General features: G+C 71.9%; 13 protein-coding genes and 1 pseudogene. 5 read left to right on the plus strand and 9 right to left on the minus strand.

Features of this window, described 5'->3' with window-relative positions; all coding sequences use genetic code 11:
• Positions 1-5: 5 nt before the first annotated feature.
• Positions 6-661: pseudogene (locus tag QC385_RS00820) on the minus strand (class I SAM-dependent methyltransferase).
• Positions 662-792: 131 nt separating this feature from the next.
• Between QC385_RS00820 and QC385_RS00825 the strand changes: the two are divergent.
• Entirely contained in the window at positions 793-1,500 is a 708-nt protein-coding gene (locus QC385_RS00825; RefSeq protein ID WP_279539280.1) for a phosphatase PAP2 family protein, read from the plus strand.
• 39 nt (positions 1,501-1,539) lie between these two features.
• On the opposite strand, the gene QC385_RS00830 is transcribed toward QC385_RS00825, so the two are convergent.
• From QC385_RS00830 to QC385_RS00860, 7 genes are read right to left on the minus strand one after another with little or no spacing between them, the layout of a single operon-like run.
• Complete coding sequence (locus tag QC385_RS00830; RefSeq protein ID WP_279539281.1) at positions 1,540-2,133, minus strand: hypothetical protein; 594 nt, start codon at positions 2,131-2,133, stop codon at positions 1,540-1,542.
• A gap of 5 nt (positions 2,134-2,138) precedes the next feature.
• Positions 2,139-2,999 carry a carbohydrate ABC transporter permease gene (locus QC385_RS00835; RefSeq protein WP_279539282.1) on the minus strand — a complete coding sequence of 287 codons (861 nt, stop codon included), beginning with the start codon at positions 2,997-2,999 and terminating at the stop codon, positions 2,139-2,141.
• Positions 2,996-3,934: a carbohydrate ABC transporter permease gene (locus tag QC385_RS00840; RefSeq protein ID WP_279539283.1), complete on the minus strand. Its 939-nt coding sequence runs from the start codon at positions 3,932-3,934 to the stop codon at positions 2,996-2,998. Before QC385_RS00840 ends, QC385_RS00835 begins: the two co-directional genes overlap by 4 nt.
• Positions 3,931-5,214 carry an ABC transporter substrate-binding protein gene (locus QC385_RS00845; RefSeq protein ID WP_279539284.1) on the minus strand — a complete coding sequence of 428 codons (1,284 nt, stop codon included), beginning with the start codon at positions 5,212-5,214 and terminating at the stop codon, positions 3,931-3,933. The genes QC385_RS00840 and QC385_RS00845 overlap by 4 nt, the downstream gene beginning before the upstream one ends.
• Positions 5,215-5,271: 57 nt before the next feature.
• The gene (locus QC385_RS00850) at positions 5,272-6,033 is read right to left on the minus strand and encodes a cupin (protein WP_279539285.1); all 762 of its coding nucleotides are present in this window, start codon (positions 6,031-6,033) and stop codon (positions 5,272-5,274) included.
• Positions 6,027-6,953, minus strand: a complete 927-nt coding sequence (locus QC385_RS00855; RefSeq protein ID WP_279539286.1) for a PmoA family protein — start codon at positions 6,951-6,953, stop codon at positions 6,027-6,029. The genes QC385_RS00850 and QC385_RS00855 overlap by 7 nt, the downstream gene beginning before the upstream one ends.
• On the minus strand, positions 6,950-8,065 hold the full coding sequence (locus QC385_RS00860) for a Gfo/Idh/MocA family protein (RefSeq protein WP_279539287.1): 1,116 nt from the start codon (positions 8,063-8,065) through the stop codon (positions 6,950-6,952). Before QC385_RS00860 ends, QC385_RS00855 begins: the two co-directional genes overlap by 4 nt.
• A 364-nt stretch (positions 8,066-8,429) precedes the next feature.
• Between QC385_RS00860 and QC385_RS00865 the strand changes: the two genes are divergently transcribed.
• The gene (locus QC385_RS00865) at positions 8,430-9,980 is read left to right on the plus strand and encodes an alpha/beta fold hydrolase (protein WP_279539288.1); all 1,551 of its coding nucleotides are present in this window, start codon (positions 8,430-8,432) and stop codon (positions 9,978-9,980) included.
• Between the two features lie 72 nt (positions 9,981-10,052).
• Here the strand turns inward: QC385_RS00865 and QC385_RS00870 are convergent, their stop codons facing one another.
• Positions 10,053-10,544: a hemerythrin domain-containing protein gene (locus QC385_RS00870; RefSeq protein ID WP_279539289.1), complete on the minus strand. Its 492-nt coding sequence runs from the start codon at positions 10,542-10,544 to the stop codon at positions 10,053-10,055.
• A 261-nt stretch (positions 10,545-10,805) separates the two neighbouring features.
• Between QC385_RS00870 and QC385_RS00875 the strand changes: the two genes are divergently transcribed.
• The 3 genes from QC385_RS00875 (at position 10,806) to QC385_RS00885 (ending at position 14,043) form a co-directional block, all read left to right on the plus strand.
• Positions 10,806-12,062 carry an outer membrane protein assembly factor BamB family protein gene (locus QC385_RS00875; protein ID WP_279539290.1) on the plus strand — a complete coding sequence of 419 codons (1,257 nt, stop codon included), beginning with the start codon at positions 10,806-10,808 and terminating at the stop codon, positions 12,060-12,062.
• Positions 12,063-12,523: 461 nt separating this feature from the next.
• Positions 12,524-13,507 carry a Bug family tripartite tricarboxylate transporter substrate binding protein gene (locus tag QC385_RS00880; RefSeq protein WP_279539743.1) on the plus strand — a complete coding sequence of 328 codons (984 nt, stop codon included), beginning with the start codon at positions 12,524-12,526 and terminating at the stop codon, positions 13,505-13,507.
• Positions 13,504-14,043, plus strand: coding sequence for a tripartite tricarboxylate transporter TctB family protein (locus QC385_RS00885; protein WP_279539291.1), 540 nt, complete (start codon positions 13,504-13,506; stop codon positions 14,041-14,043). The genes QC385_RS00880 and QC385_RS00885 overlap by 4 nt, the downstream gene beginning before the upstream one ends.

Genomic DNA, 14,043 nt, shown 5'->3' on the forward strand with positions numbered 1-14,043 from the left:
GCTGGTCAGCGGTGGCGCCACACCAGCGTGTAGCGCCAGAACAGGCGGCGGCGCAGGCGGGCGCCGGGCAGGACGGTCCGGGCTCGCGGACGATCTCCGGGAAGGTCATGCCCGGCGGACTCGTGCGGGCCGTCATCGAGACGGGGAGCGGCGCCGGACGGCCGCGGTTCTTGAGCAGGGCCATGACGATGTTGAGCGCAAACGACGCGGCCGAGAGCAGGTGGTCGGCGGGCGTCTCCTCCCGGGACACACCGACGATCACCAGGGTCCCGCCGGGGGCCAGCCGGTCGCGGAAGGCCTCGAGAGCCCGGGTGAACGGCAGGTGGTGCACCACGGCGACGCAGGTGATGACGTCGTACGGACCGTCGGGAAGCCCGGCCGGCGCGTCGACCACCGCGTACGTCACCGGAACCGACGTGGGGGTCAGCTCCCGCGCCCGCGCCGTGATCGCCGGGTCGGTGTCGACCCCGTCCACCCGCTCGGCCCGGCCGGCCAGCAGCCGGGCGAGGTCGCCGCTGCCGCATCCCACGTCCAGGGCGCTCCCGGCACGCCTGGGGAGCTGCCGCAGGATCCAGCGGTGGAAGTGGGCGTTGTGGTCCCAGGGACGGTCGGCGTGGAAACGGTCGAGTGCGCGCAGGACCCGGCGTGACAGGGGCGTCATGCCCCCAGTCCAGCAGACGGGTTCAGTCGCCCGACATGGGCACTCGGGAGGTACCGGCCCGCGGGGGCGCCGAGCGTGCGCCCGGCGCGAGCCGGTACCTTGCTGAGGAAGGCCACTGCGGGGAGAAGCACATGACCGATCCGACGACCACAGACGAGGACGCCCTTCGTCCGCTCCCGAAGGACGGGAAGCCCTCGGGCGGGCCCGGCCGGCTCCTGGGCGCCGTCATGGGTGATCTCAGGGCCGTGGACGGTGCCCTGTACGCGGCGGTGGCCGCCACTCCCACGCCCACACTTGACCGGACGCTGCGCCATCTGTCGCACGCGGCCGACCACTCCAAGATCTCCTTCGCCATCGCCGCGGCCCTGGCGCTGGGCGGGAAGCGGCCACGCAGGGCCGCGTTCGCCGGTGTCGGGGCGATCGCCGTGGCCTCGGCCTCCGCCAACCTGCTCGGCAAGCGCCTGGTGCGCCGCGCCCGGCCGGACCGTGAGGCGGCCCGCGTGACGGTGGACCGGCACGTTCCGATGCCGACGTCGGCCTCGTTCCCGTCCGGGCACACGGCGTCGGCGGTCGCGTTCGCCACCGCCGTCGGTGTGGTCCTGCCCCCCGCCGCGGTGCCGCTCGGGGCGCTGGCGAGCGCCGTCGGCTACTCCCGTATCCACACGGGCGTGCACTATCCGGGCGACGTGGCCGCGGGCGCCGTCCTCGGCATCGCGAGCGCCGCGGCGGCCCTGGCGGCGGCAGCGGCGGCGGCCACGCCGTCGGCCAGGACGCAGGCACTTCTCACGGCGGCCCGTTCGTGGCCGCGGATCAGCATCGGCGCTGCCCTGCGGCAGTGAGGCCGCAGTACGTCCACGCAGTGCCGTCGCACGCGTTGGCTATCGCAGGGAAACAGCAGCGGACCGGCGTACGTCGACGGCCGTGAGCGCCAAGGCGAGCGGTCCCGGGGCCAGGAAGGCCAACGGCAGCAGCATCCAGGCGCACAGTGCGGCCGTCGCCACGGCCAGCAGGACCAGCCCGCTGCCGCCCGCGTCCGCCACGGCGCCCCGGGCGGCCCCGCGCACCGCCGCGCGCCAGTCGGTGAGCGACTCGGGGCGTGCGCAGGCCCGCAGGCCGACGACCGCCGCGCAGGCGACGATGACCGCGGCGGTCACCGCGAACAGCGGCGCCCCGGGCAGCCCGGCCCCGGCCAGTGCCAGGTCGGCCGCGAACAGCAGCAGACCCGCCAGGGCGACGGCTCCCGCCAGCAGGTCACCGGCTCGCAGCCGTTGCCGCAGCACGGCCACGTACCTCCCGGCCGTGACGGGCCGGTCCTGTCCGGCGCCGCGCAGTACGGCGCACGCCGTCGACAGCGCGGCCGGCGCGGTCACCAGCGGCAGGCAGGCCACCGACGTGGCGAGGCCGACGCTCAGCACGTCCGCGAACAGTGTCATGCGCGGCCCGAACACCTCACCGGCCTCACGTGTCCGCATCCCGCTCACCCCTTCACCCCGGAGCTGGCCATGCCCTCCACCAGGAACCGCTGGAAGGCGAGGAAGAACAGCACGATCGGCAGCAGCGCGATCACCGACATCGCGAACATCGGGCCGAACGCGGAGGTGCTGGAGGCGTCCACGAAGGAGCGCAGCGCGAGGGTCAGCGTGAACTTGTCCGGGTCGAACAGGTAGATGAGCTGGGTGAAGAAGTCGTTCCAGGTCCAGATGAAGGTGAAGATGGCGGTGGTGATCAGGGCCGGCCGGGTGAGCGGAAGCACGACCTGGAAGAAGCTGCGGAAGGGTCCGCAGCCGTCGATCCGGGCCGCCTCCTCCAACTCGCGCGGCAGGCCGCGCATGAACTGCACGATGAGGAAGACGAAGAACGCCTCGGTAGCGAGGAACTTCGGCAGGATCAGCGGCCAGTAGGTGTTCACCAGGCCGAGCTGGTTGAAGATGATGTACTGCGGGATCAGCACCGCGTGGTGCGGCAGCATGATCGTGGCGATCATGAAGGCGAACAGCGGCCCGCGCAGCCGGAACCTGAGGCGTGCGAAGGCGTAGGCGGCGAGCGAGCAGCTGATGACGTTGCCGAGGACCGCGCCGCCGGCGATCAGCAGCGAGTTGGTGAGCAGCCGCCAGATGGAGACGTCGTTGACGCCCTCCATGGCCGTGGAGTAGTTCGACCACTCCAGGCGGCCGGGCAGCAGGTTGAGGCTCGCGATGACCTCGTCGGCGGGCTTGAGCGAGGTGGCCAGCAGCCAGGCCAGCGGGTACAGCATGACCAGCAGCGCGGCCAGGCAGCCCAGGTGGACGGCGACCCGCCCCCAGCGGACGGGCTTGTGGGAAACGGCGGTCGAGGTCATCGGTCCCCCTCGGAGGCGTAGAAGACCCAGGAGCGGGAGGTGCGGAACAGCACCGCCGTGACCACACCGATCACGAGGAGCAGCACCCAGGCCATGGCGGAGGCGTAGCCCATGTGGGAGGCGACGAAGCCGCGGTCGTAGAGGTACATGGTGTAGACGAGGGTCGAGTCGGCCGGTCCGCCCTTGCCCGCGCTGACCGCGAAGGCGGGCGTGAACACCTGGAATGCCTGGATGGTCTGGAGGACCAGGTTGAAGAACAGCACCGGGGACAGCATCGGCACGGTGACGGACACGAACTGCCGCCACTTCCCGGCCCCGTCGACCGCCGCCGCCTCGTACAGCTCGGCCGGTATCTGCTGGAGACCGGCGAGGAAGATGACCATCGGCGCGCCGAACTGCCACACCGTCAGCAGCGCGACGGCGAGCAGCGACCAGCCGGGCTTGTTGACCCAGCCGCCGGTGCCCAGCAGGTTGTCCACCGTGCCGCCGTCGTTGAAGACCGCCCGCCAGACGAGGGCGATGGACATCGACGCGCCGAGCAGCGAGGGCGCGTAGAAGGCGGAGCGGTAGAAGGCCTTGCCGCGCTTCATGCCTTTCAGGGCTAGCGCGACGACCAGGGCGAGGGCCAGTTGCAGGGGCACGGCGATGACGACGTACGTCACCGTCGTCACGACCGAGCGCCAGTAGCGCGGGTCCTCGGTGAACATCTGCACGTAATTGCGCAGGCCCACCCACTTCGGCGGGTTGAACAGGTCGTAGTCGGTGAACGACAGGTACAGCGACACGGCCATGGGCAGCAGCGTCAGGACGATCGCGCCGAGGACCCACGGCGAGAGGAACACCCAGGCGGCGCCCTCGCGTTCGCGCTTGGGGCGGCGCTTCGGGGCGGTGGCGGGGACGCGTTTGGTCTCCGTGGGGATCGCGGTGGTGGTCATGACCTCAGCTCCGCCTTCGCCTCGGTGATGTAGTTCTCGGCCGCCTCGCGGGGCGACATGCGCGCGTAGGACACCTGGTCGTAGTCGCGCTGGAAGGTGCTCTGGAGGGCGTTGTCGCCCGCCGGCGGTGCCTGAGGCGGGTCCTTGAGCTTGCCCTCCAGGGAGGCCTGGAAGTCGGCGATGGTCTTGTCGAAGTCCTTGAGCTGCGGGCCTATCTCGTCGCGGACCTGCTCGTTGACGGGGATGCCGCGGCTCGCGCCGAGGATCTTCGCGGCCTGCCGGTCGTTGACCAGGAAGTCGACGAGCTGTGCCGCCTCCTTCGGATGGGCGGTGTTCGCGGAGACTCCGACGAACATGGACGGCTTGAAGTACTGGCCGGGGGTGCCGTCCTCGCCGGACGGCATGGGAGCGAGGGCGACGCCGCCCTTGACGAGGGCGAGGAAGCCGCTGGCCGGGGCGTCCCAGTTGGCGTCGGTGACGGAGGTGCCGCGCCCCAGCGGGGTGTTCTCGACGGAGCCGTCGAGCTGGGTGGTCTGCTCGGCGGGCGAGACGGCGCCCTCGCGGCGCAGCTTGTCGGTGAAGGTCCACCAGCGGGTGAGGTCGCCTGCGGTGAAGCCGAGTCCGCCGTCCTCGGTGTAGAGGACCTTGCCCTGCCCGCGCAGCCAGACCTCGAAGGCGTCCTCGCTCTGGCCGGGATCGGTCGCCCCGGGCTTGCCGGTCTTCTTCGCCAGGGCCCGCATGGTGTCGGCCCACTGGCTCCAGGTCCAGCTCTTGCCGGGGAGGGGCACGCCCGACTTCTTCCAGGTCCCGACGTCGTAGGCGACGGTCTCCGTGCCGCGGCCCTGCGGGATCGCGTACTGCACGTCGTCCACGCGGCCGGTGGCGAGCAGGCCCTGGTCGATCTCGGAGGTGCGCAGTACGGCCTTCTGCTTCGCCAGGTCGAGCAGGACGCCGCCGGAGGCGTACTGGTCGATCTGGCGGTAGTCCAGCTGCATCACGTCCGGCGCGTCACCGCCGGCGGCCTGAGTGGCGAGCTTCTGTTTGTAGGCGTCGTAGCCGGAGAACGACGTCGTCACGTCGACGTCGGGATGCTGTTTCTCGAACAGCGCGACGGCCTGCTCGGTGCGTTCCGCGCGGTCGGGGTTGCCCCACCACGTGTAGCGCAGCACGACCTTGCCGCCGCCGGCCGATTCCCCGGATCCTCCGCAGCCCGCCAGCACGGCACACAGTGCCAGTGCGGCGGCCGACGCGCAGAACCCCTTCGTCCTGTGTCCGGGCATGCCGAGGTCACCTCTCTTCTCCTCGGAGTTCGGTTGAGGCCCCCCTCGTTGGTGCGGCTACTCCCCCTGGTACGGCAGCGTCGTCCCGGGCAGGTTGTACTCGTCCCGTCGGCCGCACATGCCGAAGCCGCCGAGCCGGGTGGGCGCGGCCTCATAGGCGGTGGCCTCGCCCAGGTAGGCGGGCTCGCCGTCGGCCAGCGCGTCGAGCTGGGCGCCGGTGCGTTCGGCGGTGGCCAGGGCGCCCGCCCGCCACAGGGCGCGCCAGGTGGGCACCTTGTCGCGCACGATCCGGGCGGCGGCCCGCTGGAACTCCAGGTACGGGCCGTTGTCGCCGGCGACGAGCGCCTCGCGCAGGGCCAGGTAGCCCTCCACGGCCAGGTCGCGGCGGCGCTTGGCGGCCGCCGCCGTCTCCGGTCCCGTGCCGGGCGGCAGGGTCGCCGCGGCGGCGTACCGCTCCGGGTCGGCGAGCACCTCGGGCGGGAAGGTGAACACGGCGTCCCCTGCCTCGGGCAGGCCGCTGTTCTGCATCAGCACGGTGATGCGCAGGTCGCCGCCCTGCACCATGCGGTGGACGGTGCCCGGCGTGAACCAGGCGATGGAGCCGGCCTCGAGGGGGATGTCCCGGTAGCCGTCGGGGCTCAGCGTCTGGACCGCGCCCCGGCCGCCGGTGACGACGTACGCCTCGGTGCACACCAGGTGCAGATGCGGGCTGCCGCCGCAGACGCCGTCGGCGGCCTCCCAGTCGTAGGCGCTCAGATGGGACAGGCCGATCGCGCCGGGCAGCGGGTGCGGCAGGGCGGGCTTCGGGTCGTTCACCACGGCAGGCCCTCCAGGTGCGTGCCGACCCGGTCGCGGTCCCAGGCGCCGTCGGCGACGACGAGCCGGTACCGGAAGGCGAAGGACTCGCCCGGCGGGAGTTCGAACTCCTCGAAGAACGCCCAGGAGAAGGCGACCGTCGGGAAGGGCTCGGAGCGGACGAACCAGTGCGACTCGTGGACCGCGGACGTCTCGTCGAGGTTCTCGGGCGCGTGCGCGAAGACGAGGGTGGAGTGGCCGTCGACGTCGTCGTGCTCGGTGGTGAAGGCGAGCCAGGGGCCCTGGGTGCCCATGAGCTTGCCCGCGTCGGCGTCGGTGTCCGGGGCGAAGACCGTGCCGCCGGTGAAGTCGCGCGGGCCGCGCCACTGGAGTCCGGTGTAGCCGGCCATCTCGCGGCCCGCGGTGGTCGGGGAACCGAAGGCCAGCGGCTCGGAACGGACGTTGGTGAGGCGGATCGACCAGTCCAGGGCCCAGGCGCCGGCCTCCTCGTCCACCGAATGGACGGTCAGCCCCCGCACCTCTCGCGCCCACTCCTCGCCGCCGTTCTCGACCCAGGTGAGCTCCTCGGTGAAGGCGAGGCGGTCGTCCTCGACGGTGAACTCCGGGAAGCCGTCGTGCCGCATGGAGCCGACGCGCTCGGGCAGGCGCAGATACCCCTGGCCGTGGACGTAGCAGTTGCCGCCCCAGAAGTTCTGGCCGGACAGATGGCTCGCGGTCATCTGGAGGCCCTTGTGCCAGCGGTGGTCGTTCGGCCGGTAGCCGGTGACCGTCCGCCCGGACAGGGTGCGCACCGGGTGGGCGTACGGCTTGCGGGACTCGAAGGGATCCGGGTCGGGGCGGTAGACGTAGCGGAGGATCTCCGTGCCGTTCGCCGCCGTGACGGCGATGTCCTCGCCGTGGGTGTGGGTGACGCGGATGCTCATGCGCGCTCCTTGGGGGCCCAGTCGGGGTACTCGCCGTGCATGGCCTCGTAGAAGGGGTCGCCGGGTCCGATCTCGCCCGCGTGCACGGAGCGGCCGGTGAACGCCGCCTTGTACAGGGCGGCCGCGAACTCCAGGGTGACGCGGGCGTCCTGGCCGCTGCCCGGTGGTCTGGTGCCGTTGTCGTAGGCGTCCAGGAGTGCGCCCAGTTGGGCGGTGTGCGAGCTGGGGACGTCGTTCGAGGGGGTCCGCCAGGCGGTGGCGCGGTCGGAGGCGACGTGCGGGGCCGGGGTGTAGACCCAGCTGTCGTTGGTGTGGCCGTACAGGTGGGTGAGCTCGACGGTGGCGTCCGCGCAGTCGATGCGGATACGGCTGACCTCGTCCGGGGACAGCACGCTGTTGACGACCGTGGCGAGGGCGCCGCTCCTGAAACGGACCAGCGCGGTGGAGACGTCCTCGCTCTCGGTGTCGTGGACGAGCCGGGCGGCCATGGCCCGGATCTCCTCCCATTCGCCGAGCAGGTGCAGCATCAGGTCGTACTGGTGGATGCCGTGCCCCATGGTCGGCCCGCCGCCCTCGCTGGCCCACTTGCCGCGCCACGGCACGGCGTAGTAGGCGGCGTCCCGGTGCCAGGTGGTCTGGCAGTGCGCCACCAGCGGGGTACCCAGCTCGCCGCTCGTGATCAGTTCGCGGGCGTGGACCGCGCCGGAGCCGTAGCGGTGCTGGAAGACGACCGCCGCGTACGCCCCGGAGGCCTCCTCGGCGGCGGCGATCTCGTCGTACTCGGCGAGCGACAGGGTGAGCGGCTTCTCGCACAGCACCCAGGCACCGGCCTTGAGCGCGGCCACCGTCTGGTCGCGGTGCAGGGAGGGCGGCGTCCCGATGAGGACCAGATCGGGGCGGACGGCGTCCAGCATCGCGTCCACCGAGGTGTACCCGGCGACCTGGCCCCCGGCCAGCTCGCGGAAGGCGTCGAGGCGCTCCTGGTCGACGTCGACGGCGGCGACCAGCTCCACCCGGTCGGAGTGGGCCCGCAGCGCGGGCAGATGACTGCCGCCGACGATCGCTCCGGTGCCGACGACGGCCACGCGGCGGCGGGTGGGGGACAAGGACATGCGGCGCTCCTCGGACGGCCGGCGGACACACGCTTGGAAAGCACTTCTGAAAGCACTTTGGAAAGCGCTTGCACTCGGAAGCCGACCCTAGGCGTGAGCGAATGTCTGGACAACCCCCCTGCATCGACCTGCACAAGGTTTTCCCGAGCGTTCTCCCAGCTCGGGGCCGTGATTCCGATTGTTGCCGGGGTCATGGAAACGGTGGTCCCCCGCCTCTGTGCTGGGGCTCGCCCCACCTCGAAGCGGCTGCCAGCCGGAGTGATCGGACGGCGGCCCGTCCCTAGCGTTCTGTCGCACCGCATCCCCTCTCCGGCGCCCCCTGCCGGTCGTGACGGGGCATCGGCGACAGAAAGGACACCCACCCGTGCTATCCCGCTTACCGGGAACCGCGAGGCGAGCCGTACTCACCCTGACGGCCGCCGGTCTCGCCGTGACGGCGCTGCCCGCCACAGCCGGGGCGAGTCCCGGCCCCGACCCCCTCGCCCGCTACCACGACCAGCGCCTCACCTGGAAGAGCTGCGTGCTCGGACCGGACGACACGACCGGCAAGGAACTGGAGCAGGCCGGCGCCCGCTGCGCCGACGTGACGGTACCGCTGGACTACTCGGACCCCGACGGCCGGACGATCACCGTCGCGATATCCCGGATCCGCGCCACCGACACCGACCGCCGCGTCGGCCCGCTGCTGCTCAACGGCGGCGGCCCCGGCGGGACGTCCCTCGGCGACCCGCCATGGGTGAGCAAGGCGATGAAGGACGTCGCCGCCCGGTACGACGTGGTCGGAGTGGATCCCCGTTTCGTCGGCCGCAGCACACCGCTGGACTGCCACTGGCCGACCGGCTCGGCCTGGCGCGGCGCGGGTGAGGACCGGGCCGGCTTCGACCGCGTGGCCGCGTTCTCGAAGGACCTCGCCGAGCGCTGCCGTAACCACGCGGGCGATGTCCTCCCCCACGCCACCACCCGCAACACCGCCCGCGACATGGACGTCATCCGGGCCGCGCTGGGCGAGCGGCGGATCTCCTACCTGGGCTACTCGTACGGCAGTTACCTCGGCGAGGTGTACGCCACGATGTTCCCCGGCCGGACCGACCGGGTCGTCCTGGACGGTGTGATCGACCCGGACCGGTACGGACCGAGGCTGCTCCGGGGCGTCGAGCGGGCCAACCGCCGCGCGCTGGAGGGCTGGGCCTCCTGGGCCGCCGCCCGCGAGGCGACGTACGGGCTGGGCCGCACGCGGGGCGAGGTGCTGGCGACCGTGGACCGTGTCCACGAGGCCGCGGCCCGCACGCCGCTGCGGCTCGGCGACCACCGGCTGGACGAGCACGTGATGCCGATCGTCGCCTTCAACGGCCTGTCGCAGCACAACGACGCCGCCTACGGGGACTTCGCGCAGGGTGTCCGGGACATGCTGCGGGCGTCGCAGGGCCGGCGGGTCACGCCGTCCCCGTGGCTCGCCGGGGTCCTGGAGTTCGTGCTCACGGACACCGACTCCCACTACGGCAGCGTGCAGACGGCGATCCTGTGCGGCGACGGCCCCGCTCCGCGCGACCCGGAGGTGTACTGGCGCGACGTGCAGCGCACTCGGGCGCATGACCCGCTGTTCGGACCTGTCACACAGAACATCGGTCCGTGCGCGTTCTGGGACCGGCCGCGTGAGCGTCCGACCGCGATCCGGGACGACCTGCCGGCCCTGCTGGTCAACGCGACAGGGGACCCACGCACCGACTACGACGGCGCCCGGGCGGTCCGGGGGATGTGGCCCTCCTCGCGCCTGATCACCCTGGCCGGCGCCGACCAGCACGCGGTGTACGGCGTCTACGGCGTGCCGTGCGTCGACGACACGGTCAACGCGTACCTGGCCACGGGGCGGCTGCCGGGGCGGGACATCGCCTGCCAGGCCCCCGCGGACCGCTAACGCACACCGGTGCCCGGACCGCTCCAGGACCGTTCCCGGTCCGGGCACCGTGAGGGGGCGCGATCGGGACCATCAGGACTCGACGATCTTGCGCACGTTGTCGACGGAACCGCAGCCGGCCTTCAGCTGCCGCTCGCGCTCCTGCCAGAACGCCCGGCCCAGCTCCTCGCGCCGCTCCATCGCCACGTTCTCGCGCGCACCGTTGAGGATGGTGCGCTCCTCCTCGTCGGCGTGGTGGGTGACGGCCTGCACCAGCTCTTCAAGCTTCTCGTCCCACTCGTCGGAGCCGACCTCCTCCACTTCGAGGAGTTCCAGGAGGGCCTCGTTGCCCTCGTCGTGCTCGTGCTCGCCGTGCTCGACCTCTTCGTCGTCGATGTTCTTGTACCGCTTGAGCGCCGGGTAGACCTTGGCCTCCTCGGCCAGCGCGTGCGCGATCAGCAGGTCCGCGAATTCCCGCAGCGCGCCCGACCGGTCGGCTTCGACGCTCCGCATCTCGCGGAACAGGTCCTCCATGCGCCGGTGATCCCGGAGGATGAGCTCGACGACGTCTTGTGTATCGGCCATGGAACAGGAACGCCTTTCATACGAGACATCGGGCCACTTTCCACTCCCCCAGGTGCCCGGCCTACGGGCGAAAACGCAGTCGAGTTCCCGGGTTTGCCCGCCCCTGCCCGGGGCATTTGCGCCACTTGGCCGAGCCATGGCGCCAAGGCCGGATCAGGCCTGAAGTCGGCCTGTTGGAAAGGGAGTTGTCACCCCCCTCGCGGGTAATGAGATCGGCGGCCGGTGTATCCGGCCACTCCATCCGACCCTAGGGGGGTTTCCATGGGCAGCACGGCGAGACGAGTCCGGATCAGATCGGGCTGGGTGGCGGCGACGGCCCTGGCGGTGCTGGCCGTCGGCGTCGGCCCCGGCGGAGCGGCGACCGGGGCACCCGCGCCCGCGACGTCGACCACGGAACCGGCGGACGCCACACTGGGGTACCGCGGCAACGCCCGGCACGACAGCTTCGTCGCCAAGGCCACGGCCGCGCCGCCGTTCACCAAGCTCTGGTCGGCCGACCTGGGCTCGGCCGTCTCCGCGCCGGTGGCGGTCGGCGGGAAGGTCTTCGTGGTGGTCAACGCGGTGGGAGAGGACGAGACCGGCGGCCCGCGCATGGAACTCGTCGGCCTGGACGCGGCCACCGGCAAGAGGCTGTGGCCCCAGCGCCTGATCACCGACAACGACCCCAAGGCCACGCTGGCCTACGGCGGCGGACTGCTGTACACCCAGACCGGCAGGGGCGTGGTGACCGCCTGGGACCCGGCCACCGGCAGGCAGCGGTGGTCCCACAGCATCGGATCCGGCATCTGCGAGTACCCGCCGACGTGGTACGACGGCGTCCTCTACACCCAGGACGGCCGGGGCACGGCCATGGCGCTGCGCGCGAGCGACGGAGCGGAGCTGTGGCGGGCCCCGCTCGTCGACTGGGGCATCTCGCCCGTCGTCGTCGACGACCTCGGCGTGTGGTTCGGCTTCGACAACTACTCGTTCCAGCTCCTGGACCGGAGCAGCGGCCGGGAACTGCGCCGCTACGACGTGCCCGACTTCACCGCGCGCGGCGGCAACCCCATCGCGCGCGGCGCCGGGGCGCTGTGGCTGCGCAGCTCGGCCGCCGACGACGAGCGGATCGTGGCGTACGACCAGAACACCGGCGCCGCGCTGCGGTCCTTCCCCGCCGACGCCACGCCCGCGTTCGGACCGGGCCGGGTCTACGTGGCCCACCGGGGCGTCGTGAAGGCGCTCGGCACGACGACGTACCAGCCCGCCTGGAGCTACACCAGCCCGCGTCAGGCGGCCACCGTCCGTCTGGTCGCGGGCGGTTACGTGTACGTCCAGGACGGCAACGGCAAACTGGTCGTCCTGAACGAGCGCACCGGCGCCGTCGTCTGGTCCTACCGGCTGTGGGCCGAGCCGCACCCGATGGAGAACGTGCTCGCGGAGGAGGACTGGCGGGGCTGGGTCAACCCCGGCATCGCGACCGCGGGCGGCCGGGTGTTCGCGCCCGGGCAGAACGGGGTCCTGACCGCGTTCGGCCAATGAGCACACGGGCGACGCCGAGGCAGCCGGCACCGGCCGCCTCGGCGTCGCCCACTCGAAGACCCGGGAACACCGGTCGCACATCCGAAGACCCCGGAACACCGGTCGCACACCCGAAGACCCCGGAACACCGGTCGCACACCCGAAGACCCCGGAACACAGGTCGCACACCCGAAGACCCCGGAACACAGGTCGCACACCCGAAGACCCCGGAACACAGGTCGCACACCCGAAGACCCCGGAACACAGGTCGCACACCCGAAGGCCCCGGAACACAGGTCGCGCACTCGGCAGCTCCGGGAACTCGCGTCACCCGGGTCACGCCGGTGACCGCAAAGACCACAACCTCCGTTGATTCCGCAAGCGAGACACCTCGTCGGCGTCCGGGCACCATGTGGCCCACGTCACCCTCCCCCACAGGGCCTTCCCTACCCGCAACGACGTACCGACAGGTGGTGGCACTCGTGCGCCTGCGCACTCCCCTCGCCCTGCTCGGGGCCGCCGTGCTCGTGCTCGTCGGACCACCGCTGCTGACCGCCGGCAGCGGCTCCGAGACCGGCACACAGATCCCGGGCCTGCGTTTCATGGTCCCCAACACGCCCGGCGGAGGCTACGACATCACGGCCCGCACGGCCGCCAAGAACGCCGAGGACGCCGAACTGACCCACAACATCGAGGTGTTCAACCTGCCCGGTGCCGGCGGCACGGTCGGCCTGAGCCGGCTGGTGAGCGAGCAGGGCAACGGCAAGCTCGCCATGTCCATGGGCCTCGGGGTCGTGGGCGCCGTCCGTTCCAACGACGCGCCGAAGACGCTCGGCGACACCACACCGATCGCCCGGCTCACCGAGGAGCAGGACGTGGTCGTGGTCGCCAAGGACTCCCCGTACAAGACGATCGACGATCTCATCGGCGCCTGGAAGAAGAGCCCGGGCAAACTCCCGGTGGGCGGCGGCTCGTCGCCCGGCGGGCCCGACCACCTCGCGCCGATGCTGATGGCGCGGGCCGCCGGGATCCCCCCGAAGCAGGTCAACTACATCCCGTTCGACGGCGGCGGCGAGCTGCTCGCGTCGATCCTCGGCAACAAGGTCGCCTTCGGCGTGTCCGGCGTCGGCGAGTACCTGGACCAGATCAAGGCGGGCGAGCTGCGGCTGCTCGCGGTCACCGGCCCCGAGCGCGTCGAGGGGCTGGACGCGCCCACGCTGAAGGAGGCCGGGTACGACGTCAACTTCACCAACTGGCGGGGCATCGTCGCCCCGCCCGGCCTGACCGACAAAGAACGCGACAAGCTCGTGCGGCTGCTCGAGGAACTGCACGGCTCGGACGAATGGCGCAAGTCCCTGGAGCAGAACGGCTGGGACGACGCCTTCCTCACCGGGGACAAGTTCGGCGCGTTCCTCGACGCCGAGGACAAGCGCGTGGTGTCGGTGCTGAAGGAGCTGGGACTGTGACGACGCAGACCACCGGGGTTCCCCCGGCCGAGCGGAACGAGCGGCGCACGTGGCTGCGGGAGCACTCCGAACTCGGCGTGTGCGTACTGCTGCTGGCGCTGGGCGTGCTGGTCCTGACGGACGCGCTCACCATGGACGTCGACATCGCCCAGCGCGGCCCGGTCGGCCCGAAGACCGTGCCCGTCGTGGTCGGCGCCGGCCTGCTGGTGATCGCCGCCCTGCTCGCCGTGGACGTGCTGCGCGGCGGCCGGGGCCAGGCCGAGACCGGCGAGGACGTCGACCTGTCGGAACCCGCCGACTGGCGCACGGTGCTGCTGCTCGCCGGGGTGTTCCTCGGCTCGGCCGTCCTGATCGAGCCGCTCGGCTTTCCCGTCGCGGGCGCGCTGCTGTTCTGGGGTGCGGCGTTCGCGCTCGGCAGTCGCAGGATCGACCGCGATCCGCTCATCGCGGCCGGGCTGTCCCTCGTCACCTACGTCGTCTTCAACAACCTGCTCGGAGTGCCCCTGCCCGGCGGTCCGCTGATGGGAGTGCTGTGA

It is taken from the genome of Streptomyces sp. DH10, assembly GCF_029813805.1.
GTDB lineage: Bacteria > Actinomycetota > Actinomycetes > Streptomycetales > Streptomycetaceae > Streptomyces > Streptomyces coeruleofuscus.

What these genes read in the sequence shown, in the direction of transcription:
- QC385_RS00825 (WP_279539280.1), top strand. Translation starts at nt 793, where the DNA reads ATGACCGATCCGACGACCACAGACGAGGACGCCCTTCGTCCGCTCCCG.
- QC385_RS00830 (WP_279539281.1), bottom strand. Translation starts at nt 2,133, where the DNA reads ATGCGGACACGTGAGGCCGGTGAGGTGTTCGGGCCGCGCATGACACTG.
- QC385_RS00835 (WP_279539282.1), bottom strand. Translation starts at nt 2,999, where the DNA reads ATGACCTCGACCGCCGTTTCCCACAAGCCCGTCCGCTGGGGGCGGGTC.
- QC385_RS00840 (WP_279539283.1), bottom strand. Translation starts at nt 3,934, where the DNA reads ATGACCACCACCGCGATCCCCACGGAGACCAAACGCGTCCCCGCCACC.
- QC385_RS00845 (WP_279539284.1), bottom strand. Translation starts at nt 5,214, where the DNA reads ATGCCCGGACACAGGACGAAGGGGTTCTGCGCGTCGGCCGCCGCACTG.
- QC385_RS00855 (WP_279539286.1), bottom strand. Translation starts at nt 6,953, where the DNA reads ATGAGCATCCGCGTCACCCACACCCACGGCGAGGACATCGCCGTCACG.
- QC385_RS00860 (WP_279539287.1), bottom strand. Translation starts at nt 8,065, where the DNA reads ATGTCCTTGTCCCCCACCCGCCGCCGCGTGGCCGTCGTCGGCACCGGA.
- QC385_RS00870 (WP_279539289.1), bottom strand. Translation starts at nt 10,544, where the DNA reads ATGGCCGATACACAAGACGTCGTCGAGCTCATCCTCCGGGATCACCGG.
- QC385_RS00875 (WP_279539290.1), top strand. Translation starts at nt 10,806, where the DNA reads ATGGGCAGCACGGCGAGACGAGTCCGGATCAGATCGGGCTGGGTGGCG.